General features: G+C 52.4%; 22 protein-coding genes. 14 read left to right on the top strand and 8 right to left on the bottom strand.

Annotated features, from left to right (window positions below; translation table 11 throughout):
• Positions 1 to 149: 149 nt before the first annotated feature.
• Positions 150 to 485 (top strand): STAS domain-containing protein, encoded by a 336-nt coding sequence (locus tag EK22_RS10015; RefSeq protein WP_036250538.1) that lies wholly within the window; start codon positions 150 to 152, stop codon positions 483 to 485.
• A gap of 13 nt (positions 486 to 498) precedes the next feature.
• Here the strand turns inward: EK22_RS10015 and EK22_RS10010 are convergent, their stop codons facing one another.
• The 4 genes from EK22_RS10010 to EK22_RS09995 form a co-directional block, all read right to left on the bottom strand.
• Positions 499 to 990, bottom strand: coding sequence for an ATP-binding protein (locus EK22_RS10010; protein WP_235209280.1), 492 nt, complete (start codon positions 988 to 990; stop codon positions 499 to 501).
• 139 nt (positions 991 to 1,129) lie between these two features.
• On the bottom strand, positions 1,130 to 1,690 hold the full coding sequence (locus EK22_RS10005) for an REP-associated tyrosine transposase (protein WP_036250535.1): 561 nt from the start codon (positions 1,688 to 1,690) through the stop codon (positions 1,130 to 1,132).
• An 890-nt stretch (positions 1,691 to 2,580) separates the two neighbouring features.
• Positions 2,581 to 3,258 (bottom strand): TSCPD domain-containing protein, encoded by a 678-nt coding sequence (locus EK22_RS10000; protein ID WP_036250534.1) that lies wholly within the window; start codon positions 3,256 to 3,258, stop codon positions 2,581 to 2,583.
• Positions 3,259 to 3,272: 14 nt separating this feature from the next.
• Positions 3,273 to 6,548 (bottom strand): LAGLIDADG family homing endonuclease, encoded by a 3,276-nt coding sequence (locus EK22_RS09995; RefSeq protein ID WP_036250532.1) that lies wholly within the window; start codon positions 6,546 to 6,548, stop codon positions 3,273 to 3,275.
• A 411-nt stretch (positions 6,549 to 6,959) separates the two neighbouring features.
• Here EK22_RS09995 and atpD point away from each other — a divergent pair, with 411 nt between their 5' ends.
• The 10 genes from atpD to EK22_RS09945 all read left to right on the top strand — a co-directional run bounded on the left by atpD (position 6,960) and on the right by EK22_RS09945 (position 15,146).
• On the top strand, positions 6,960 to 8,354 hold the full coding sequence (gene atpD / locus EK22_RS09990; RefSeq protein ID WP_036250527.1) for a F0F1 ATP synthase subunit beta: 1,395 nt from the start codon (positions 6,960 to 6,962) through the stop codon (positions 8,352 to 8,354).
• The gene (locus EK22_RS09985; protein WP_020160340.1) at positions 8,351 to 8,749 is read left to right on the top strand and encodes a F0F1 ATP synthase subunit delta/epsilon; all 399 of its coding nucleotides are present in this window, start codon (positions 8,351 to 8,353) and stop codon (positions 8,747 to 8,749) included. The genes atpD and EK22_RS09985 overlap by 4 nt, the downstream gene beginning before the upstream one ends.
• Positions 8,746 to 9,018 carry an AtpZ/AtpI family protein gene (locus tag EK22_RS09980; protein ID WP_036250524.1) on the top strand — a complete coding sequence of 91 codons (273 nt, stop codon included), beginning with the start codon at positions 8,746 to 8,748 and terminating at the stop codon, positions 9,016 to 9,018. The genes EK22_RS09985 and EK22_RS09980 overlap by 4 nt, the downstream gene beginning before the upstream one ends.
• Before the next feature lie 142 nt (positions 9,019 to 9,160).
• Positions 9,161 to 9,826, top strand: a complete 666-nt coding sequence (locus EK22_RS09975; protein ID WP_020160342.1) for a F0F1 ATP synthase subunit A — start codon at positions 9,161 to 9,163, stop codon at positions 9,824 to 9,826.
• Positions 9,827 to 9,828: 2 nt separating this feature from the next.
• Positions 9,829 to 10,095, top strand: coding sequence for an ATP synthase subunit c family protein (locus EK22_RS09970; RefSeq protein WP_020160343.1), 267 nt, complete (start codon positions 9,829 to 9,831; stop codon positions 10,093 to 10,095).
• Between the two features lie 15 nt (positions 10,096 to 10,110).
• Positions 10,111 to 10,860 (top strand): F0F1 ATP synthase subunit delta, encoded by a 750-nt coding sequence (locus EK22_RS09965; RefSeq protein ID WP_036250522.1) that lies wholly within the window; start codon positions 10,111 to 10,113, stop codon positions 10,858 to 10,860.
• The gene (locus tag EK22_RS09960) at positions 10,847 to 12,343 is read left to right on the top strand and encodes a F0F1 ATP synthase subunit alpha (RefSeq protein ID WP_036250520.1); all 1,497 of its coding nucleotides are present in this window, start codon (positions 10,847 to 10,849) and stop codon (positions 12,341 to 12,343) included. Before EK22_RS09965 ends, EK22_RS09960 begins: the two co-directional genes overlap by 14 nt.
• The gene (locus EK22_RS09955; protein WP_036250517.1) at positions 12,340 to 13,164 is read left to right on the top strand and encodes a F0F1 ATP synthase subunit gamma; all 825 of its coding nucleotides are present in this window, start codon (positions 12,340 to 12,342) and stop codon (positions 13,162 to 13,164) included. The genes EK22_RS09960 and EK22_RS09955 overlap by 4 nt, the downstream gene beginning before the upstream one ends.
• Before the next feature lie 257 nt (positions 13,165 to 13,421).
• On the top strand, positions 13,422 to 14,594 hold the full coding sequence (locus EK22_RS09950) for a zinc-dependent alcohol dehydrogenase (RefSeq protein ID WP_036250515.1): 1,173 nt from the start codon (positions 13,422 to 13,424) through the stop codon (positions 14,592 to 14,594).
• A gap of 12 nt (positions 14,595 to 14,606) precedes the next feature.
• Positions 14,607 to 15,146 carry a DUF421 domain-containing protein gene (locus EK22_RS09945; RefSeq protein ID WP_036250512.1) on the top strand — a complete coding sequence of 180 codons (540 nt, stop codon included), beginning with the start codon at positions 14,607 to 14,609 and terminating at the stop codon, positions 15,144 to 15,146.
• Positions 15,147 to 15,296: 150 nt separating this feature from the next.
• Here the strand turns inward: EK22_RS09945 and EK22_RS23625 are convergent, their stop codons facing one another.
• The 3 genes from EK22_RS23625 to EK22_RS09935 all read right to left on the bottom strand — a co-directional run bounded on the left by EK22_RS23625 (position 15,297) and on the right by EK22_RS09935 (position 17,827).
• Complete coding sequence (locus EK22_RS23625; protein ID WP_081917838.1) at positions 15,297 to 15,563, bottom strand: RNA recognition motif domain-containing protein; 267 nt, start codon at positions 15,561 to 15,563, stop codon at positions 15,297 to 15,299.
• 110 nt (positions 15,564 to 15,673) lie between these two features.
• Complete coding sequence (locus EK22_RS09940; protein WP_020160348.1) at positions 15,674 to 15,877, bottom strand: cold-shock protein; 204 nt, start codon at positions 15,875 to 15,877, stop codon at positions 15,674 to 15,676.
• A 336-nt stretch (positions 15,878 to 16,213) separates the two neighbouring features.
• Positions 16,214 to 17,827, bottom strand: coding sequence for a LysM peptidoglycan-binding domain-containing protein (locus tag EK22_RS09935; protein WP_020160349.1), 1,614 nt, complete (start codon positions 17,825 to 17,827; stop codon positions 16,214 to 16,216).
• 97 nt (positions 17,828 to 17,924) lie between these two features.
• Between EK22_RS09935 and EK22_RS09930 the strand changes: the two genes are divergently transcribed.
• Both EK22_RS09930 and rnhA read left to right on the top strand, forming a co-directional pair.
• Positions 17,925 to 18,644: a class I SAM-dependent methyltransferase gene (locus EK22_RS09930; RefSeq protein WP_020160350.1), complete on the top strand. Its 720-nt coding sequence runs from the start codon at positions 17,925 to 17,927 to the stop codon at positions 18,642 to 18,644.
• Positions 18,631 to 19,083, top strand: coding sequence for a ribonuclease HI (rnhA, locus tag EK22_RS09925; protein ID WP_198014716.1), 453 nt, complete (start codon positions 18,631 to 18,633; stop codon positions 19,081 to 19,083). The genes EK22_RS09930 and rnhA overlap by 14 nt, the downstream gene beginning before the upstream one ends.
• A 119-nt stretch (positions 19,084 to 19,202) precedes the next feature.
• On the opposite strand, the gene EK22_RS09920 is transcribed toward rnhA, so the two are convergent.
• Entirely contained in the window at positions 19,203 to 19,583 is a 381-nt protein-coding gene (locus EK22_RS09920; RefSeq protein ID WP_020160352.1) for a YajD family HNH nuclease, read from the bottom strand.
• A 233-nt stretch (positions 19,584 to 19,816) separates the two neighbouring features.
• On the opposite strand from EK22_RS09920, the gene EK22_RS09915 reads away from it, so the two are divergent.
• A complete protein-coding gene (locus EK22_RS09915; protein ID WP_020160353.1) occupies positions 19,817 to 21,682 on the top strand; it encodes a hypothetical protein in 1,866 nt (621 codons plus the stop codon).
• The last annotated feature ends 571 nt before the right edge of the window (positions 21,683 to 22,253 follow it).

The following is a 22,253-nucleotide window of genomic DNA, read 5'->3' as shown; positions in this document are numbered from 1 at the left end:
CCAATCCGCTGGAAAGCGAGCGCTTGACCGATGACCTGGGGCTGATGATTATCAGGAACTTGACCGAAAGCATCGACTACCGCTGGATCGACGGCAAAAACAGATTACAATTCCTGATCAAGACCAATCGTCCGTGAGGAATAGCATCCATGGATTTGCACACCAGAGTAGAAAGCCATGCCACCGTGGTAACAATCAGCGGCAGGCTGGACGCGGTTACGGCGCCCGAGTATGAAAAAAGAATCCGGGAAATGATCGACAGCGGCGCTGTTTCCTTTGTGGTTGACTTTGACCAGGTTGACTACATCAGCAGCGCCGGCCTGCGGGCGTTGCTGCTCATGACCAAATTGCTGAATGCCAAAGGGGGCAGGGTGTGTCTGGCGAATGTCGGAGGCAACGTCCGGTCGGTATTTGAAATGTGCGGTTTCTGCGCCGTGTTCAGGATGGAGAATTCCGTCGCCGAGGCGCTCGCCGCACTTGCCTGAACAGGGCAAGCCTCTACTGCGCAGTCTGATGAGGCAGGCGTTTGCGCAAAACAATCACATTGCCGGTACCGTCGTAATCGGCATGGACCTCGTCCATCAGCTTCTTCACCATATGCACCCCGAGCCCGCCGATCGGGCGATCATTAACATCCAGATCCAGATTGGGCTCAGGGGCCTGCATGAAAGGGTCGAACCGGGGCGCGTCATCCCGAAGCAGAATTTCCAGCCAGTCGTCCGATATAATCAGTTGGACCTGCATGAACCGGTCGGCGGCACCCTTGAGGCCGTGAACAATAACGTTGGTTATCAACTCTTCCAGACACAGGTTGACGGAGAAGGCCAGATCGCGATCGGGCAGAACCTCGTTGACCGCATCGGCCAGTGTTTCGATTGCTTCGAGTCGCGCAGGCACCCGGCAATCCAGCAACACCTGCTTGTCGTGCCCGCAAGGACGGGATTTCATGAATCTGGCTTCCTGAGTCTGGGTGGGTTTGTAGGATTCCATCACATTAAGACTCGAATCTCAAAAGAGTATTCTATTGGGACTCCGGTTTTTAGCGTTTTTGGTTCTTTCCAATAAAAACCTATCGTGTGGCATGATACAAAATGTAGGGTGCGCACCGCGTACCTTTAACAGCCGGGCATCACTCACCCGTACATTGAATGCTGTCGAGACCGGCATAGTCTTCAATTCTCGATCCCCAGCGTTCCGGGTAAAAGCCTTGTTCCAGCCAATGGTGAAACGACGAATAAGGCCAGTCAATGACATGTTTGACCAGCCCGTGCTTTACCGGATTGAAATGCAGGTAATCGAGGTGGTTCTGGTAATCGCGTTCATCGCGCAGCGCGTGTTCCCAAAAGCGCCGCTGCCAGATGCCACGCCGCCGGTAGCGCAGGCGCGAGGCGGTCACCGATTGTTCGGTGCCGCCCGCAGCCAGCCAGGTCTGAGTGAAGTATTTTTTGACGATGCCCCAGCGTTTGGAGTAATCGCAATCAACGACCGGCAATGTCCAGATGGCATGGATATGATCAGGCAGCATCACCAGCGCATCGACGCGGAACGGCAATTGTTGCCGGCAATGCCGAATCGCCTCCCGCAAGCAATTCCGTGCCACATCGTTCGCCAGAATACCCGCCCGGCGTTCCGTCACCACAGTAAAGAAATACGATCCTCCCGGCACGTAACAACGATGATAATCAGACATCCCAATCTCCGAAAAAACACGAGCAACCATATTACAACGCCAAATCCACCGTAGGGTACGCATTGCGTACCATTTTCAAAGCTTTTTCGGAGAACCAGACCTCAAAAGGTACGCGGTGCGTACCCTACGGGGCTAGAATGCCCGCCCGGCGTTCCGTCACCACAGTAAAGAAATACGATCCGCCCGGCACATAACAGCGACGATAATCAGACATCCCGATCTCCGAAACAATACGAACGACAATATTACAACGGTAAAACCATCGTAGGGTATGCATTGCGTACCATTTTCAAAGTTTTTTCGGTGAACCAAACCTCAAAAGGTACGCGGTGCGTACCCTACAGAGCTTTTGCGGCGTCCCGCTTGAGCGTAGGGTTAAAGGTTGTAGTTAAAGTGCTGAGATTCGCCATAGTCATAGATGCTTACTGATGAACCGTTAACAGTGCCGGTGTAATGATGACCGCTACCGTAGTCGTAACCCTTGAACTGAGTTCCAGAAACTTCGAGGGATACGTGGGCGCTAATTCCGTAGTCGTAGATCTGTGGTAGTGTTCCCGAAAAGTGGCAACTTCGATCATAGTCATACACATTGACACTTCCGCTGTTGACGGAGCCACCAATGCTTACATGCCGTGATTGAGAATAGTCATATACATGCGACCCGCCAGTCCCAGAGATGGTTTTGCAGGCTACGTAAGCGATGCATGCGCGAGTGTTCGGTGTCATGGAAACCTCTAACAAGTGTTATCTGAATCTGGATAACATGCAAATTAAGTATGTTATCCAGCATTATTTTTAAAAGTTGTTCTTTATTCGATTTAAGCTCAGCAGGGGCGATTCGACATTAAATAATCCACCTCATGCAGCGTCGCTACGAAGCCCAACCCTCATCAACCACATTTACTCTCCCCACAGTTCAAACAAGTCATACACCCATCCATCAACACCATGGCTTTGGTGCTGCATTTGGTGCAGAGTACGGCTTTCTCGGGAAACGTCTGGCCTTCCGATTCGCCATGCTGAGCTTCAAACTCGCGGCGTTTTTCTTGCAGAAACTGTTTCTGATGATCACTCATCACTTCCGGCTTGATCATGCCGATGTGTTTCAGGTGCGATTCGATGGCGTAGCCGATTTCGGCGACCAGTGATGGCATGAATACGCCGCCTTTCTTGAAGTAGCCGCCGCGCGGGTCGAATACGGCTTTCAGCTCTTCGACCAGGAAGCAGGCGTCGCCGCCTTTTCTGAACACGGCCGAGATAACGCGCGTCAATGCCAGTACCCACTGGAAATGCTCCATGTTTTTGGAGTTGATGAAGATTTCGTAAGGATGGCGCTCTTCGTGGGGCGTGCCCTGGTTTAGGATCATGTCGTTGATGGTGATGTACAAGGCATGTTCCGATTGCGGCGTTTTGATTTTGTAGGTGGAGCCTACCAATACTTCGGGCCGCTCGACATTTTCGTGCATGCGTTCCAGCGCCTGCTGTTCTTCTTCCTTCTTGGCCGCTTCGGTGGTGTCTTTGGTCAGTACTTTGTAGCCGACGATTTTTTTATTTATCTTATGTATCATGTCTGTAACCTCGATTAAAACTTGCCGTAGTAGCCTTCTTTCAAGGCATCAAACAGGTTGGCGGCGGTGTGGATTTCGCCGTCGTATTCCACTTCTTCGTTACCTTTCAGTTCGACCACATGGCCGTCTTCGAGCGTGAACTGGTAGGTGGTGTTTTCCAGATCCGATTCCTTGACCAGCACGCCCTGGAATACTTCCGGGTTAAAGCGGAACGTGGTGCAGCCTTTCAGGCCTTTGTCATAGGCGTATTCATAGATCGACTTGAAGTCTTCGTACGGATAATCGGTCGGTACGTTGGCGGTTTTGGAAATCGACGAGTCGATCCATTTCTGCGCGGCGGCCTGGATGTCGACATGCTGTTTGGGCGTGACGTCGTCGGCCGATATGAAATAGTCCGGCAGCTGCTGATCCGGCTCCTGGCTGTACGGCATTGCCTTGGGGTTGACCAGGGCGCGATAGGCCAGCAGTTCGAAGGAATAGACATCGACTTTTTCCTTGGATTTTTTGCCGGCGCGGATGATGTTGCGCGAGTAGTGGTGCGCAAAGCTCGGTTCGATGCCGTTGCTGGCGTTGTTGGCCAGTGACAGGGAGATCGTGCCGGTCGGTGCGATCGAGCTGTGGTGCGTGAAGCGCGCGCCGGTCTCGATCAGTTGCGCGACCAGTTCGGGCTCGACCTGGGCCAGTTGCTGCATGTAGCGGCTGTATTTGGCGTGCAGCAGCTTGCCCGGCACCTGATCGCCGACCTTGTAGCCGTCGGTGACCATTTCAGGGCGTTTGTGCAGCATTTCGCCGGTGACGCTGAACATCTGTTCCATGATCGGAGCCGGGCCTTTTTCCTTGGCCAGCTCAAGGCCTTCCTTCCAGCCTTCCACGGCCAGGATTTTGGTCACTTCCTCGGTAAATTGCAGTGAACGTTCGTCGCCGTATTTCATGCCCAGCATGGTGACGGTCGAGCCCAGGCCCAGGTAGCCCATGCCGTGGCGGCGCTTGCTGAGGATTTCGTGTTGTTGCTCGGGCAGGGGCAGGCCGTTGATTTCGACGACGTTGTCGAGCATGCGCGTGAAAACGCGGATGGCTTTGCGGAATGTGTCCCAGTCGAAATGGGCTTCGGTGGTGAACGGCTTCTTGACGAAACGGGTCAGGTTGATGGAGCCCAGCAGGCAGCTGCCATAGGGTGGCAAGGGCTGTTCGCCGCAGTTATGCGCATGCAGGCCATTGGCGTCGAATGTATTGATGCCGGGAACCTGTATGTCAAATACATCTTCGGTTCCATCGGGATCGACCGATTCAACGGTGGCGACGAAGCGCTCCCGGTTTAATGACCGGCGATAATTTTTTAAGGAGGTTTCAAGTTGAGCGGCTTTGCTGCTGTCGGTAAAGTTTATCAGTTCCCGATAAACGGCAAGATTGTCGCCACTGATAACGAGTTCATGCTGCGGGGAAATTTTGTAATCGGCGGCGCCGCCTTTACCGTCAGGCAGTTTTGTTATGCCGGCTGGACGACGGTGGCGATAGAGCGTGGAGTTGATGCCCAGGCGAAGCAACATGCGCTGTACCGCTTCTAAACGCGGAAGGTCCGATTGGGACAGGCGAACACTGACGCCTTGATTGCCTTGAACTGAGCCGTCAGCGTCAAAAAATCCTTGCAGGAAACCCCGGTAAAAATCGCTGGAGGCCATTTCGACTTGTGCGGTGATGCATTTATTGCCGGGCGACATGCCTAACTCTTCGGCCAGAGCCTTCAGGCCGGCAAAACTGAGTCTGAATTCGTTTCTGCCAGGTATTTCCGACCAGCCTTTAAAGTCGCTGCGCGTATTGAATTCGGTCGCGGCGATCATGACTTTATCCATAACTGCATTGGCGCCGCTATTCAGCATGCCGATATCGCTGTTTGTGACTTGCGCGCTTTTCCAGACAGACAGCACGGCTTTATCTTCTTTTAAGGTGCCGTCGCCGACTAATAATCCGATTAAATAGCCTTGGTTTCCGGTGTATTTGCCTTGCCAGCGGTTATACTGGCGATGGTTGTTCAGCAAGACCTGGTCGCCGGCTGCAAGCTGGCCTGCTTCGCACCATTCGGTTTCCAGGTTATGGCGGTCCAGGCGGGTGACTTTACGCACGCGGTGATCAGGGGTCAGACGCAAGCTGAAGCCTTCTTTTGTTCTCAAGCGGACTACATTTTTGGTCGCGGTTTTGAAGAAGCCGTCAGCGCCGGACAGGTGCAATTTGCCGTCGACTAAGACGTTGATTTGCTGGCCTAGAATAGAGCCAATCTGTCTTGGGCCTTGCTCGGTTTGAACCCAGGTGTCGCCTGTCACGCAAGGATTGGTCGCGCGGATTTTCTCGCAGAACCAGTTGTTGTTCATTTCGTTGACCTTGTCGATCAGGATGAATCCGGGTTCGGCGTAGTCGTAAGTGGAACTCATGATGATGTCCCACAGGCGGCGCGCGGGAATCGTTTTGGTGACCCGGCAGGCGAGCAGGCCGTCTTCGTTGACGATATAGCCGTCCTTGCCGGGCAGGTCGCGCCAGATGATTTGCTCGGGATTGTTCAGGTCGAGCTTGTCCAGTTTGAGCTCTTTTTCGGTAATAGGGAATGACAGCGGCCAGGGCTTGTCATTTTTGACGGCTTCGACGAATTCGGTGGTGATCAGCAGCGACAGATTGAACTGGCGCAGACGGCCGTCCTCGCGCTTGGCGCGGATGAATTCGACGACGTCCGGATGGCCGACATCGAAGGTCGCCATCTGGGCGCCGCGCCGGCCGCCGGCCGAGGAAACAGTGAAACACATCTTGTCATAGATATCCATGAACGACAGCGGACCGGAGGTGTAGGCGCCGGCGCCGGAGACGTAGGCGTTTTTGGGCCGGAGGGTCGAGAATTCGTAGCCGATGCCGCAGCCGGCCTTCAGGGTTAATCCGGCTTCGTGCACTTTGCCCAGGATGTCATCCATCGAATCGGCGATGGTGCCGGAAACGGTGCAGTTGATGGTCGAGGTGGCGGGCTTGTGTTCCAGGGCGCCGGCATTGGAAACAATGCGGCCCGCCGGGATCACGCCCTGACGCAGGGCCCACAAAAACTCCTTGTAGGACTGCTCTTGCCGGGTTTTGTTCTTTTCCACTTCGGACAGCGCCTTGGCCACGCGTTGATACGTTTCATCGATTGTGGCATCGATAGCGACACCTTCTTTGGTTTTTAAACGATATTTCGTATCCCAGATATCCATCGAGGCATCCTGGAACGGTATTTCGGTTACGGCATTGGCGACGACGCGGAGTTTGGCTGTCATGGATAAGTCCCTGCAATTGGTTGTGTAAGAGGATGAAAACAAGCCATTGCTTTTACGGGCAATTTATGCTTGTTCATCGATATGTAGTGATTTTTGCGTAGAATAACACAAGATATAGTGGTTAATCGAGAAAATAATGTATGCCGGCATGATTAAAAAATGCTTGCGAAAAGACCGGTTTTTAATGTAGAGGCTCGGTTTTTATGGGTTTTAAAGGGATTGGAGCCCAGTGCTTCGGCCCCGCGTTTTTTGCAAGGACCGCGATAAAACCGGATGTCGCCCGTTGCCGCGAGGTCGGGGTTTTGTAATACTAGCCATCAACACGCTTGACAGTTATCTTCCAGGCCGTTCCAGGCGCCGCCTGGCGATTTTCAAGGCAGAACATTCACATCAATCAGCGGGAGCGGACAATTGGACAGTTTGCCGGTGCAACAAGATGATCAACATCCGATCGGCGTCATTGCCGAGATTCATGGCCCCGTCGTCATTATCGACTGCGGCCGGCTGCCGCCATTGCGCCAGGCCTTGTGCACCCGTTTTGATCACACCGTTTATCTGTTCGAGGTGCATCAGCATCTTGATGAGCGGCGGGTCAGGGCGGTTACGCTGCATGGCACGGCCGGTCTGAGCCGGGGGCTGACCGTTTACGATACCGGCGCGCCGTTGCATGTCCCGGTCTCGAAGCTGTGCCTGGGGCGATTGCTGAATATTTTCGGCGAGCCGCTGGACGGCGGCAAGCCGCTGCCTCAAACCGAATTCCGCAATATCCACTCGAAACCGCTGGCGTTATCGGAAGCGACCGGCGTCAGTGGTATCCTGCAGACCGGCATCAAGGTCATCGACTTGCTGTGCCCGTTCGTCAAAGGCGGCAAAACCGGGCTGTTCGGCGGCGCCGGGGTCGGCAAGACGGTGCTGGTGATGGAGTTCATCCATGCGGTCTCGGCCATCCATCAGGGCGTTTCGGTGTTCGCCGGCGTCGGCGAGCGCATCCGCGAAGCGCATGAATTATGGCGGGAAATGGAACAGGCCGGGGTCATGGACGACACCCTGATGGTGTTCGGGCAAATGGACGAATCGCCCGGCGTGCGCTTCCGCATCGGCCTGTCGGCGCTGACTTATGCTGAATACCTGCGCGATACCCTGCATAAGGAAGTCCTGTTCGTGATGGACAATGTCTTCCGCTTCGTTCAGGCCGGCAGCGAGATCTCCAGCCTGCTCGGCCGCATGCCGGCCACGGTGGGTTACCAGCCGACCCTGATGACGGAAGTCGCCGAGCTGGAGGATCGCATTCTGTCCAGCCGCCAGGGCTCCATCACCTCGGTTCAGGCTGTCTACGTGCCGGCGGATGACATGACCGATCCGGCGGTCAGCGCTATCCTCAGCCATCTGGACACCACGGTCATCCTGTCCAGGGACCAGGCCAGCAAGGGCATTTATCCCGCGGTCGACCCGCTGCGTTCCGGCAGCCGCCTGATGGACCGCCATACCCTGGGCGACCGGCATTACAATGTGGCCGAGGGCGTGCGCGAGCATCTGGCGCGTTATCACGAACTGGAGGACATCATCGCCATGCTGGGCATCGAGGAATTGTCCGAGAGCGACCGGAAAATTGTCATGCGCGCGCGCAAATTACAGCGCTATCTGACCCAGCCGTTTGCGGTGCTGGCGCAGCATACCCGGCAGACCGGCGTTTCGGTGCCGCTGGAACAGACCCTGAGCGATTGCGAGGCGTTTCTGGCCGGGCAGTACGACGACTTGAGTGAAGCTCAGTGCTATATGCGCGGCAGCATGCAGGGACTGACATGAAAACATTCGTGCTGCAATTGTACGATGCCACCCATGAACAGCGCATAACGGGCGTGACCGCCTTCGTCGGCGAAGACGCCTCGGGCAGCTTCGGCATCCGTCCCAATCATGCCCGGTTTATGACGACGCTTGTTTTCGGGTTGGCGCGTTTTCGGCTGGGCGAGGGCTGGCAATACCTGGCGCTGCCCGGTGCGGTGCTGTATTTCAACGATAACGAACTGACGCTCAGCACGCGGCATTTCCTGGTGGACACGGACTTCGACCGCATCAGCACGTTATTGGAACAGCAGTTGATAGCCGAGGAGGAAAATCTGCGCGCAACCAAAACCAGTCTGCACAAAATGGAACAGGCCATGTTGACACGGCTGAGGGCGCTCAAGCGGGATATACTATGAATCACCGGTGGCGATTAAAGCAACAGATAGACAATCAGGTCAAACGCATCAAAAAAGCGGACCGCGAACGTCCGACCCTGTTTGCGCAAACGGTTTATATCGGAACACTCGGGCTGGTGATGGTATTGCCGATCATCGGCGGCGCCTATCTGGGCCACTGGCTGGACAGCATGATGCCGGGCTATTCGATGCGCTGGACGCTCAGCCTGCTGTTTGCCGGTGTCGTGGTCGGCGTTTTTAACGTTTATTTTCTTATTCAAAATAAATAAGGTTTGCAGGGCTTACAATAATAACTGTGGGGGCGACTTCGCCTAAAGCGCCTACTTTTGGCAGTCGCTTTCGATGTCTGAACGGGCGACTAAAGCCGCCCCCACAGGCTTGCAGGATGACCACATTAACCAAGATTAAATCATGGAAAACGAATTTTCTTTTATGCTCGGGCCTGTGTCCGTCAGCGCATCGGTCCTGACCACCTGGGGCATCATGCTGTTCATCGCGGCACTGGCCGGGCTTGCAACCCGGCATCTGGACATGCTGCCGGACCCGCTGCAAACCATGCTGGAAGGCATCGTTTCCACGCTGGAGGCGGCCGTGCTTTCGGTCGCGCCGGATCATGGCCGGCAAATCCTGCCTTTTATCTCGACCTTGTGGCTGTTTCTGATCGTCGGCAATCTGGTCGGCCTGATACCCGGCCTGCATTCGCCGACGCGCGACCTCTCGGTTACCTCGGCGCTGGCCGTGCTGGTGTTTCTTTCGGTGCACTGGTTCGGCATCAAGACGCAAGGATTCAAAAAATATCTGCATCATTACCTGATGCCCAGCCCGATTTTGCTGCCTTTTCACATCATCAGCGAGTTGACCCGCACGCTGGCGCTGGCGATTCGTCTGTTCGGCAACATCATGAGCCTGGAAATGGCGGCGATGTTGATTTTGCTGGTCGCGGGCTTTCTGGCGCCGGTGCCGATTTTGATGCTGCATATCATCGAGGCGCTGGTACAGGCGTATATTTTCGGCATGCTGGCGCTGATTTATCTGGCCGGTGCGATACAATCCCAACAACTTAATCGACAGGAATAGTTATGACAGACATCGCCTTAATCGTGCTCGGCTCCACCATCGCGGCCATAATCGGCATCGCCATTGGCGTCATGATGCCGGCTCTGTCCATGGGCAAGGCGATCGGCAGCGCTCTGGACGCCTTGGCCCGCCAGCCGGAATCGGAACAGTCGATCATGCGGACGCTGTTTATCGGACTGGCGATGATCGAATCGCTGGCGATCTATTGCCTGGTGATCATCTTAATCGTGCTGTTCAAGAATCCATTGCTTGAGTTCATCGCCAGATAAGCGGGCCAGGCAACCATGGAATTCAATTTCTCCACCTTTGTGCTTGAAATCATCAATTTCCTGATTCTGATCTGGATCTTGCAGCGGCTTTTTTATAAACCGGTACTGGCGGTCATTACCCGGCGTAAGCAGTATATCGACCAAACCCTGGCCGAAGCTCAAAGCATGAAGCAAGAGGCCGAGGATTTACGTCAACGCTATGAAAACCGGCAAAACCAATGGCAGCAGGAAAAACAGGCCGCGCTCAGCGCGCTGCACCGGGAAATCGATGCGGAAAGAAAAACGCAAATGGACAAACTGCGGGCCGACCTGGAACAGGAGCGGCAAAAAGCCAAGGTAACCCTGACCCGGTTGCAGCAGGATATCCAGCAACAGGCCGAAAAAAAAGCGCTGCAAAACGGCGCCCGCTTTGCCGGGCTGCTATTGCAACAAGCCGCCGGCCCGGAACTGGAACAACGCTTGTGCGCCATGCTGCTGGAACATTTCACGGATTTGCCGGAGGAGTGCAGGTTGTGCCTGCAAACACTGGACGCTGAAGCATTGGTCTCCATCGATGTTAGCAGCGCCTATCCTCTTCCAACCGGGCTGAGGCAAAAACTGGAGCAAAAGCTGGGGTCGCTCATCAAGCGGCCCGATGTCTTTCATTATCACCAGAACCCCGAACTGATCGCCGGTCTGCGCATCGATATCGGCGCCTGGGTCATGCATGCCAATCTGCAGCATGAACTGACCGGTTTTGCCGAGATAGCCCATGAGTCCGAATAACGCCGAAGCGCCCATGAGCTTGATAGACAAGCAAAGCGCCTGGCTGGACCGGTATCAGCCGGGATTTCGGGTTACCGAACAGGGCACGGTCGTGTCGGTCGGCGATGGCATTACCTGGATTAAGGGGCTGCCCTCGGCGGCCATCGAAGACATCCTGGTTTTTGCCGACGGCAGTCGGGCCATGGTGTTCGACCTCAACCGCGATCAGGTCGGCGCGATTCTGTTGTATGAAACCGAAGCGCTGACGGCCGGCACGCTGGTGCGTCTGTCTAAAAACGCGCCTAGCGTTCCCATCGGCGACGCTTTTATCGGCAGAGTGGTCGATCCTTTGGGCGCGCCGCTCGATGGCGGGGATATTCCGGTTCCCACCGGGCGCGGCAATCTGGAAAAAGCATCGCCGCCGATTATCGCCCGCGACTTTGTCCATAAGGCGCTGTATACCGGCATCAAAATCATCGACACGTTGATTCCGGTCGGCAAGGGCCAGCGGCAGTTGCTGATCGGCGATGAAGGCTTGGGCCGCAGTTCGATCGCGATCGACACCGTCATTAACCAGAAAGACAAAGAGGTGATCTGTGTTTATGTGCTGATCGGTCAGAAGCGTTCGGCGGTGGTGAAGACCCTGGAGACATTGAGAAGTCAGGGCGCGATGGACTATACCGTCTGCGTCGTGGCCGAAGCCAGCGCCTTGCCGGGTTTGCAATACATCGCGCCGTTCGCCGGCTGTGCGTTGGCCGAATACTGGATGGCGCAGGGGCGCGATACCCTGGTCATCTATGACGATTTGTCGACCCACGCCAGAACCTACCGGGAGTTGTCCCTGCTGCTGCGCCGCCCGCCCGGGCGCGAAGCCTATCCCGGCGACATCTTTTTCGTCCATTCCCGGCTGCTGGAGCGTTCTACCTGCCTGAATGCCGAAAACGGCGGCGGCAGCATGACGGCCCTGCCGATCGTCGAAACCCAGCAGGGCGAAATCGCCGCCTATATTCCCACGAACCTGATTTCCATCACCGACGGGCAGATCTATCTCGACGCCGACTTATTCGCATCGGGATTTCGCCCCGCCATCGATATCGCCAGGTCGGTATCGAGGATAGGCGGCAAGGCCCAGCATCCGGGCATCCGTCATCAGGCCGGGCAAATGAAGCTGGATTATCTGCAGTTTCTGGAACTGGAGGCCTTCTCCCGGTTCGGCCAGCGCCTGGAGCCTTCGATGGAAGCACGGATTCGGCGCGGACGATTGCTGCGGGAGATTCTCAAACAAGACCGGCTGGCGCCGCTCAGCAGCCTTTTTCAGCTGGCCTGGCTCATCGCCTTCAATGAAAATCTGTTCGATCCAATCAGGCCTGAGGACATCAAGGGTTTTCTGGCCCGGATCGAACAGGGCGTCAGCGGCACGACGCTGACACTGAACAGCAGTCCCGAGCAATGGCTGCAAGCTCTCGGTGACTGGCTGGGCATCGAAACGAAGCGGCAGCCATGAGTAAAAGTCGGCGGCTGCGTCAGCACATCGGCCAGATGGAGGAGATCCGGGGCATTCTGAATTCGATGAAAAATCTCGCGTTTACGGAAACCCATAAATTGCTCCGCTTTCAAGCCGCGCAGAACAAAGCGGTCGAGTCCCTTGAAAAGGCGGCCGGGGACTTTTTGGCTTTTTACCCGTATTCGCTGGATACTGATGCCCAGGCTCCACCTATCGCTATTTTGTTCGGGGCGGAACGCGGCTTTTGCGGCGACTTCAATGACAGCCTGATCAATGAAATAGCGACGAAAGCCTACTATCCCGATGTCATTATCATCGGTAGCAGGCTGGCTGGCAGATGGCCAGACGCTTATCCCGAGCCCGTGGCCACGCTGGAAGGGGCCAATGTCGCCGAAGAGGCGCCCGCTATCGTCAGTCGTTTGCTGGACGTGATTGCCGCGCTGCAGGAACAGCGCGGTTTTTTTGAATTAACGGCCGTATATCACGATGACACGTTGAGCGGGCTTACGCACGACTCTCTATTGCCGCCTTTTCAGCAAACCGTTCAGGATCGCCCCGCGTTCACTTTTCCGCCGGTGCTGAATCTCGATCCGGCCGATTTTTTTGCGGACATGGCAGGCCACTATTTATTCGCTGTGCTGCATAACCTTTGTTACACGTCGCTGTTGGCGGAAAATCACCGGCGCTTGCGGCATCTGGAAGGCGCGGTGCAGCATCTCGACAATGAAACGGTAAAACTGCGCCGAAAATCCCAGATTTACCGGCAAGAGGAAATCACCGAGGAAATCGAGGTCATCTTGTTGAATGCGGAAAATTTGTGAGGGACGGGATATTAGGGATGCCGATTTTTACGGATAACCTGCATACCGCGTGCTGTCTTTCGCTTTCTGCGGCATAAATCCGGTGGTGCAGCAGATCAGGCACGGACCGGAAAGAGTAAGTGCGTTGTCTTTTCAGTGACCCGACAGGATCACTTATGTACGTCATCGTACCGACAGGAAGGGCCGATCAAACTAAGCTTTCTTCACGTTCATATGAGGCAGGTCGCCTTGCAACCCGACTATTCAGGAGCGTTGTTATGAAAGCACTTTGTTGGCATGGCAAATATGATGTACGCGTTGATACGGTTCCCGATCCGATCATTGTCGATCCAACCGATGCCATTGTGAAGATTACAGCCACCGCGATTTGCGGTTCTGATCTGCATCTTTACGATGGCTATATACCGACCATGGAGTCAGGCGATATATTGGGGCATGAGCCCATGGGCGAGGTGGTTGAAGTTGGCAGTGAGGTTACAAGCCTGAAAACAGGCGACCGCGTCGTCGTGCCTTTCACGATTTCGTGCGGACACTGCTTCTTCTGCGAAAAAACGCTTTACTCATGTTGCGACACCTCCAACCCGAATGCCGATATGGCGCGCAAGGCGATGGGACATTCTCCAGCCGGTATTTTCGGATATTCCCACATGCTGGGCGGCTTTGCGGGCGGCCAGGCCGAGTATCTGCGCGTACCTTATGCCGATGTCGGGCCGATCAAGATCACGTCGGACTTGCCGGATGATAAGGTGCTGTTTCTGTCCGATATTTTTCCGACCGGCTATATGGCCGCCGAAAATGCCCAAATTGAGCCGGGGGATACAGTGGCGGTCTGGGGTTGTGGGCCAGTGGCGCAATTCGTGATCCAGAGTTGCTGGATGCTGGGGGCGGGGCGCGTCATCGCCATTGACCGGGTACCGGAGCGCCTGACCATGGCGCAAGAACATGGCAAGGCTGAAATTATCGATTTTGAGGAAGAAGATGTCTACGATCGGTTGATGGCGATGACAAACGGCCGCGGCCCTGATTGCTGCATCGACGCGGTGGGCTGCGAGGCTCATGGGGCCGGCAGCTTCGATGCGGTGCTCGATAAGGCGAAAGCGGCCCTCTATTTAGGCACCGATCGCCCGCATGTCTTGCGCGAGGCGATTATGTGCTGTCGCAAGGGAGGCACTGTCTCGATTCCCGGCGTTTATGTCGGCCTGCTCGATCAACTGCCGATGGGGGCCGCGATGAACAAAGGCCTGACCTTGAAAATGGGGCAGACTCATGTGCAACGCTATCTTGAGCCCTTGCTGGAGAAGATAGAAGAGGACCAGATCGATCCCTCTTTTGTTATCACCCATAGCCTGGGGCTGGATGAGGGCCCTCAGGCTTACAAGACGTTCCGCGACAAGGAAGACGGCTGCATTAAAGTGGTATTGAAACCGTGAACAGGCAAACGGATGGATATTTTCTTTCAAATTGATTGGAAATCGGTTTTTATTCCGTCTGTCGGTATTTTAGAGATTGTTCTGCGAGGCACGATCATCTATCTGGTGTTGTTCGTTTTATTGCGTTTGCTAAGGCGTGGGACCGGCGCTGTGGCTGTTACCGATATTTTGCTGATTGTGCTTATTGCCGACGCGTCCCAGAATGGCATGGCCGGCGAGTATAAATCCGTTACCGGAGGTCTTGTTTTAGTCGCAACCATTTTTTTTTGGGATTATGCGCTTGACTGGCTAGCCAGTGAGATTCCGGTTTTTCGAAAACTTATTTCTCCTGCGCCTTTGTTGTTGATCAAGAATGGGCATATGTTGCGCGGGAACATGCGTCGGGAAATGATTACCCAGGAAGAACTGATGAGCCTGATCCGTGAACAAGGAGCGGAGTGTGTGGACGAGATCAAGGCCTGCTATTTGGAGGGTGACGGCAGCGTCAGCGTAATAAAACAAGAGCCGGAGGATAATGATGCCCAAAGCCCAACAAAGAAAGGACCGTTATGAGTTTCCGGTGAGCATTGCTTCTGCGCAATCCCTCTCATGGATGATGTGACTGCAGGGAAATGACGGAATCATTTTAGCCCATGCAGTCTTTCATGAATTGATATGGCAATCTAACAGATGTAATCAGATAGAAAATCGCCTTAAAGTGGATTAATGGCGTCTGCCATTTCTTCCTGTGCTGGAATCTTCAAATTTTACTTTTAAAGGTTTACCACAGTACAGGTTGCCGTCTAGCCCGGCTATCGCGGCTCTGGCTTCATGGCCTTCCATGCCGATAAAGCCGAAACCCCGGCATTTACCGCTAAATATATCCGAAACCAGTTGAATGGAGCGGACTCTCCCATATTGGGAAAATAAAGCTTGTACAGTTTCTTCAGTGGCGTCGCTAGGTAAGTTTCCTACAAAAATTCGTTTCAAAAGACATGTCCTAAGTTCAGGGGTGAGTTGATTGGCCGGTCCGGCCGACATTTGCCACAACCCCAGACGTTTATGCCGATCGAGGTTGTGAGTCAGAAAGTATCGTAAGATCAGGCTGCGGATACTTGGGATGCTTGCAGGCCTTTAGGCCCTGTTTCTACTTCATATTTGACCGGTTGACCTTCAGTCAGTGTGCGGTAGCCGTCACCGGAAATTGCGGAAAAATGCACAAACACATCTGCACTGCCGTCGCTAGGCGCAATGAAGCCAAAACCTTTAGATTCGTTAAACCATTTAACAGTACCTGATGCCATATAAATTACCTCAATAAATAATAGATGTTCAATTGCAAATCATATCGGGCAATTTAAAGGAAAAAATGCGAATAGAATCTCTGAAAAATGCTGATTAATATGCAAAATTTAAATAGTAACAATGTATTAGTTACTAACTTCTACATTATAGAGACTAATCCTTGCTGTGGCCATCAATATTATTTTGAAGGCCGCCCCTGAACAGTTTAATACTCAGGAGCCATGAAAAATAACTTCAGCATCTTGTCTGCTTGGCAAGGTCTCCAGTATCCCGGCTAAGGTTGGGCGGGGGATAATGCTCAAGCATGTTTCATGCGCGTTTTTATGCCGCCATGCTCAGGTTGTGGGCTGGCTGTTGTCAATCAGGATTTTCAGTTTTTGCCCCGGACGCAGAACCTTTCCCATCGTTTCTGAATTCCATTTACGAATATCTGAAAGCGACACACTGAATTTTCGGGAGATTCGTATTAGCGAATCGCCTGATTTGACGGTGTAATGAATCAGGCGGAACGGATTCGGTGAAGCGGAAGAGGCGGTGGCAAGCTGTTGCTCTCCGGCTTTAATGACAAGCTTTTGGCCAGGTATCAATGCACTCGATAAAGTGAGTTTGTTCCAGCTTGCGATATCTTTATCGCTAACTGAAAAGTCCTGACCAATTTTCCAGAGGGTATCGCCTTTTTTAACAGTATAGGTCTGCTTGTGATGAGGTTGGCTTTTAGATGCTTTAGCAATAATCGGAAAGTTGGCTGATTTTTTCGATGACGGAACTTTTAAAATCATGCCGGTGCGGATAGTGTTGCCGGCCAGATGGTTGGCCTGACGGATAGCTTTGACTGTTGTGTGGTTTCTGTTGGCAATTAATGAAAGCGTTTCTCCCGCGCGGACCTTGTGCTTGTTCTGAGCTAAACGCTCTTCATAATAGCGATGTTGAGCAACGCGATCTTCAACGGGCAGGCGCGCCAGGTTTCTTTTGAACGACTGGACCTCTTTGACGGGCACCAGCAAGCGATGCGGCCCTTCAGGGGCGGTGCTCCAGCGATTGAAGCCAGGATTTAGCTTTAGAAACTCTTTCAAGGGGGTATTCGCGAGTTGAGCCGCTTTATCTAAATCCAGTTGGGATTTGATATCCACGACTTCAACATAAGGCTTATTCGGGATAGGCCGCAAGGGAATATTGTATTCATCGGCATGGGCAAACAATTTGGCGATCGCCAATAGCCTGGGAACATAGTTGGTAGTCTCTTCCGGAAGGCTTAAGGACCAGTAGTCCGTCGGCAGGGACAGGCTTTCATTTTTTTCGATGGCTTTACCTACATTGCCTTTTCCGTAATTATAGGAAGCCAGGGCCAGCAGCCAGTCTCCGTCAAACGTCTCACTCAGCTGCTTAAGAAATGTAGTGGCGGCCTTGGTCGATGCATAGACATCACGACGGCCATCGTACCAGGAGTCTTGCTTAAGACCGAAGAGGCGGCCGGTGGCCGGTATAAATTGCCAAAGCCCTGAAGCATCGCTTTTTGAATAGGCGTTCGGTAAGAAAGCACTTTCAACTACAGGCAACAGCGCTAATTCTCCGGGAAGATTTTTAGCTTCGATCTCATTGAGGATAAGGTGCATGTAGGGTTCTGCACGCTGCTGAACCCGGGCGATATAATCGGGATGTTGCAGGTACCAGTTTAATTCACGATCAATGCGCTCGTTCTCAATTTCAGGTAATGCGTATAAAGACAGTAGTCGATCCCAAACGGTTTTGTGAGGGGTTAAGGGTGCTTTAAATTTTTTCTTGGAGAATATATTGTGCTGAATAAATGAATAGGTGTTGCTTTCCTTGGTAATAACAGGCGGTTTTTGACTAACGTTCAGGGGGGATTTAGTATTTTTCGAGCAACCGGATATTATTAAAAGGCTCAAAATAAATAAAAAATTAGCTGACCTGTTAAAATTGATATGCATCATCCAACCCTGAGGTGAAGTTCATTATGTTGATTATTATTGTACAGCTTGTTCTCGCTGAAAACCATTCAAAGTCATGTATTGTTGAGTTGAATCAATGAAACGCAATTTTTTATTTGCCTTCTACGAAACGCCCAGAGGCAAGTTGTTGAGGCAGCTTGAAGAGGATTATTTACAGCGAGCCATTACCGTTAGCTGTAAGCAGACAGTTTTACAGGTCGGCGGATTAGGCTGGGAGAATCAATTTATTGACTGCACTTTGTATAAAAATTATACGATACTCGATGCGAAAAATTTGGGCAGCGATGAGGCGCGGAAAATTCAGGCAAAATCTTACAGTCTGCCGCTGCAAAGCAGCAGTATCGATATGATCATACTGCCGCATTTGCTGGAATTTGATGCCAATCGTTTTCAGACCATGAGAGAAGTCGAGCGCGTTTTGAAACCCGAAGGCTTGTTGGTGGTGCTAAATTTTAATCCTTGGAGTTTGTGGGTTAGATATCAGTATGTCTGGGACAAGAAAATGGCCGATAACTGGCGCGGACATTTCATTTCCAGGTCCAGGATATTGGATTGGCTGAAATTGCTGAATTTTGAAGTAACGCTTTCATCGGATTTTAATCTTAATTCCATAAAATCAACGAATGGCAGAGCGAATGCCAACAGGCATGCGTTTTCGGCGACGGCCTACGCGGTTAAAGCAATAAAGCGCCGATATCATTTAATTCCGCTGACACCCGCCGAAAGGACAAAGCCCCAGTTGGTTTTTGCCAATTCGATGACTTCACCATCAACAGAATCAAATCAACATGACTGAGACCGTCATTATTTACACCGATGGCGCCTGCCGTGGTAATCCAGGGCCAGGCGGATGGGGGGCTGTGCTCAGCTATAAAGGCAAAAGCAGGGAGTTGTACGGAGGGGAGCTGGAAACGACCAATAATCGCATGGAACTGATGGCCGCCATCCAGGCTTTGGAAACACTGACAAGATCTTGTACGGTGCTGATCCATACCGATTCGAAATATGTGCTGCAAGGCATTACCGAATGGATGAGCAATTGGAAAAAGCGTGGCTGGAAAACCGCGGCGAGAACACCAGTTAAAAATGAAGATTTGTGGCGCAGGCTGGATGCCGCTATTGAAAGGCACGATATCGAATGGCGGTGGATAAAAGGTCATTCAGGGAATGACGGCAATGAGCGGGCAGATGCTCTGGCGAACTTGGGCATTGATTCCTTGCTGGCGGCAAATTGACCTTACTGATTGGATTAACCGAGTTGATCGAAACCCGGATGCCTGGAGTCAAGTGATAATTTTCTCGGTTGCCGGATTTAATGGCGCAATCTGCCCGCGTTTTAAGCCGGTCTTTTTGATTATTTTTTATTGTTCAGCAAGGTTTTGAGGTTGGCAAAAGGGCTGTGTGTGGCGACCGGTTCCGAGGCAGCATGGGATTGAGCGTTGCCGAAGCGGGTTTCCTCGTACCGCGAATGTTCATTGTCATGACAATACAGGCATAACAGTTCCCAGTTGCTGCCATCGGAAGGATTATTGTCGTGGTTATGGTCTCTATGATGAACCGTGAGTTCATTCAGATTCTTATGTGTGAATTCGCGTGCGCAACGGCCGCATATCCAGGGATACATTTTCAGGGCTTGGCCGCGATAGGATTGCTCCCGGAGTTCCTGATTGCGTCGCGCTTCAATAACGATCTGGTTTAATTTGTCTTTGTCGAGATGGGGCTTTTTCTGGGGCATATGAATACCTCGTCAGGTTGCTATGGTCTGCTTTTAATTGTGATTTGGCTAAAGGTATCGCTAAATAAGCGTCTTGTATAGACTTGAAGGCGATTTGTTGTAATATTTCATGTCGTTTTCATGGCCGGAATGGCGGATGAAAATTAAGAGTCCGGCAAAGCTTCAGGGAAGGCCTTGTCATTTTCCCCTTTTTTGCTTGAGTCGCATTTCAGCTAGCGATACAAGGTTAATACATGTCTATTCGTTATATATCCACTCTTGTCTTTTTTGCCGGCACTCTGGTGTCCGGATGCGCGTCTACCCGTCAAATTGCCATTGATCCCCCTGAGATCAAGCCGCATCCTTTTCAGCCCCTGCAAGGTTTCTCGGTTATCGATGGCGATGATTATTATGTGCGGCTGATTTCAGAGTTTGATTCCAAGGCGGATAATGCGCTAAAAGGCGGGTGCGTTGATATCGCGCCATCCTATAGCAAAGGCGATCAGTCGGCGGCGTTGATTTTTTATGTTCGTAACAATGTGCTGAAATTCAACAGTGAAGCCGCCGGTTTTTTGTATCAAGCCAGGTCGGGAAAGTGCAATTTCAAGTTCGATGCCAAAAAACAGTATCTGACGCCCTGGATACGACTGGATTCGGGTAAAGAAACCATGATTGATTATGATTTCCATACCAATGCCAATAATGACATGGATTTCTCCAGATTGGCCGGCGATGTGAATACGGCCGGCAATCTGCTGGCATTGACCGGTGTCGGCATGGGGGTTGCCGTTATGGGACAGTTTGCCGGCGAATGGATAAGAAACAGTCAGCAAGCGGCCCCGGCTGTTGTTCAAGCGGCGCCGGCTGCCAGTCCGGCATCAGCCAAGCATAGTTCGGAGTCGCATTCGCTGCCGGCCGCGACTGCTTTCTCAGGTAAAACCGGTACGCTCAATCATTCTCTATTCAAGGTCTATGAAGTGGCCGAGGGCGGTGTTAATCCGTTCGGTTCGGATGTCAAACCGTTGGGAGAGTTAAAGATATACCCTGAAATTCTGCCGGCATTATTGTTGAAAATGACGGTTGACGGGATACCCGATGCGCGTGACTTGTCGCTGGAAGAAATGTGGTACTCGCCTATAAAATCAACAACCGGCGACATTACGCTGCAGCAGATGATCGAGCAATCGCAGCATCCCGCCAAGCCGAATTTAAACCCTGATTGGGATAATTACGTTGACGTCGAGAGCAATTGCCGGAAGTTGAAACTGGTTATGAAGGAGCTTGGTTTTAATAAATTCGATCGTAATGCCGTGCTTTACTATTTTCTGAATAAAAATGGCGATTGGAAAAACTACAATATATCCCGGCAAATGGCCATGGCTGACGACATTCGGCCTAAGGATCTGAAGATGTATCGCAATAAGGGGTTCGGCAATTGCCTGGCAGATGATGATTATACCGTCATGAAAACCATGGGGTTGTCCGTCAATGCGCCATCGGACTGGGAACTGATCGGAGAGACCAGGCAGAAAAAAGAGCGGGTTTTTTCAGCGCTCCAATCAATAGAAAGACAACTGTTTTCGGTGCTTAAAAACCCTAATCCGGCGGAAATGGCGCGTCAGATATTTCCTTTGTTGACCACCGAAAAAAAGGGCGATGGTACTGTGTTGCTACAAAATCATTTAGGTGATTTGGGACTGGAAGCCTTGTTGAGTCAGTCTGTTGCGTCGGCCTCTCCATCCCCGGGTACCTCAGGGGGTCCGGCAGTGCTGCCGGAATCATCCGCTCCCATGGTCATCCCCGGCGAAGGTGTGGTAGTTGATGCGCGTCAACTGGCGCAATTCATGTCAGGACTTTCCATAAGCGAGCTCAGTTGTGCCCGTCCCGCGCCTGGACCGCAAGGTAAACCGGGAGGGGAGGTGGGCATTTTCTTGTTTGCTACCAAAGAGGGCAGTCCACGCGCTAAAGGTGGCGCCATGGAGTTTGAATTTTCCGGAGGCAAAATCAATCGTATCGCTTTACAATTGCCTACCGTCAGGGATTTCGAACAAGATGTGCTGGATCATCCCGAAATTGGCGGCTGTCGAATTGATGCCGCTTTTCTAAATAAATTGCGCTAAGGAAGGGGAATTTTAGCTCCCGAAACTGACTTGTCTTTCGGCTCAATTTCAGTATCGATTTTTAATCGGCCTGTTCATTTTCTTTGATTCCCAGGCGTTTTAATCGGGCAATTCCTACGGATTGATGCCCTGAGACCGTAAAATGAACAGACACGTAGGGGCGAACCTGTGTGTTCGCCCTTGCCCAACGGCTCTTCGATAACCCTTTGTCCACCCAAAAAGGGCGGACACGTAGGTCCGCCTTTATATTGGCTGCGAAATGTCGGACATAGGATGCGCCTCACCACGTCGTCTGGAGCGCCTGCTTTGGGTCAGCGCATCCTGTGCAGGATTATAATTTCAGGAAGTCATTTTTAGCCAAATCCTAAACCCGAACTTGATACGCCCCGTCTCTGCCTTTGGCGGGCAATCTTAAAGATAGGTCAGACTTATGAGAGACAGTCGGTCCTCCTTCCTATTTTTTAGCGCTTGATTTAATGCCGTCAGCTTTATGTAAGCTGAATATTCATGGACTTTCCGGATAGATCTCAATGCGCTGAATATAAGGTAATTAACGCGCTGCTGTAGTTTT

This window comes from Methylobacter sp. BBA5.1, assembly GCF_000746145.1.
In the GTDB taxonomy this organism is placed as follows: domain Bacteria; phylum Pseudomonadota; class Gammaproteobacteria; order Methylococcales; family Methylomonadaceae; genus Methylobacter; species Methylobacter marinus.
The sequence above is the reverse complement of the archived record's forward strand: the minus strand, read 5'-3'. Positions and strand labels throughout refer to the sequence as shown.

Bases quoted from the DNA above. Each gene is read 5' to 3' on its own strand.
- EK22_RS09945 (WP_036250512.1), top strand. From the start codon at position 14,607: ATGGATATTTTCTTTCAAATTGATTGGAAATCGGTTTTTATTCCGTCT.
- EK22_RS10000 (WP_036250534.1), bottom strand. From the start codon at position 3,258: ATGATACATAAGATAAATAAAAAAATCGTCGGCTACAAAGTACTGACC.
- EK22_RS09950 (WP_036250515.1), top strand. From the start codon at position 13,422: ATGAAAGCACTTTGTTGGCATGGCAAATATGATGTACGCGTTGATACG.
- EK22_RS09985 (WP_020160340.1), top strand. From the start codon at position 8,351: ATGAAAACATTCGTGCTGCAATTGTACGATGCCACCCATGAACAGCGC.
- EK22_RS09930 (WP_020160350.1), top strand. From the start codon at position 17,925: ATGAAACGCAATTTTTTATTTGCCTTCTACGAAACGCCCAGAGGCAAG.
- EK22_RS09935 (WP_020160349.1), bottom strand. From the start codon at position 17,827: ATGCATATCAATTTTAACAGGTCAGCTAATTTTTTATTTATTTTGAGC.
- EK22_RS09965 (WP_036250522.1), top strand. From the start codon at position 10,111: ATGGAATTCAATTTCTCCACCTTTGTGCTTGAAATCATCAATTTCCTG.
- EK22_RS09970 (WP_020160343.1), top strand. From the start codon at position 9,829: ATGACAGACATCGCCTTAATCGTGCTCGGCTCCACCATCGCGGCCATA.
- EK22_RS09960 (WP_036250520.1), top strand. From the start codon at position 10,847: ATGAGTCCGAATAACGCCGAAGCGCCCATGAGCTTGATAGACAAGCAA.
- EK22_RS09975 (WP_020160342.1), top strand. From the start codon at position 9,161: ATGGAAAACGAATTTTCTTTTATGCTCGGGCCTGTGTCCGTCAGCGCA.
- EK22_RS10015 (WP_036250538.1), top strand. From the start codon at position 150: ATGGATTTGCACACCAGAGTAGAAAGCCATGCCACCGTGGTAACAATC.
- EK22_RS10005 (WP_036250535.1), bottom strand. From the start codon at position 1,690: ATGTCTGATTATCATCGTTGTTACGTGCCGGGAGGATCGTATTTCTTT.
- EK22_RS09920 (WP_020160352.1), bottom strand. From the start codon at position 19,583: ATGCCCCAGAAAAAGCCCCATCTCGACAAAGACAAATTAAACCAGATC.
- EK22_RS09940 (WP_020160348.1), bottom strand. From the start codon at position 15,877: ATGGCATCAGGTACTGTTAAATGGTTTAACGAATCTAAAGGTTTTGGC.
- EK22_RS09915 (WP_020160353.1), top strand. From the start codon at position 19,817: ATGTCTATTCGTTATATATCCACTCTTGTCTTTTTTGCCGGCACTCTG.
- EK22_RS09955 (WP_036250517.1), top strand. From the start codon at position 12,340: ATGAGTAAAAGTCGGCGGCTGCGTCAGCACATCGGCCAGATGGAGGAG.
- EK22_RS09995 (WP_036250532.1), bottom strand. From the start codon at position 6,548: ATGACAGCCAAACTCCGCGTCGTCGCCAATGCCGTAACCGAAATACCG.
- EK22_RS10010 (WP_235209280.1), bottom strand. From the start codon at position 990: ATGGAATCCTACAAACCCACCCAGACTCAGGAAGCCAGATTCATGAAA.
- EK22_RS09980 (WP_036250524.1), top strand. From the start codon at position 8,746: ATGAATCACCGGTGGCGATTAAAGCAACAGATAGACAATCAGGTCAAA.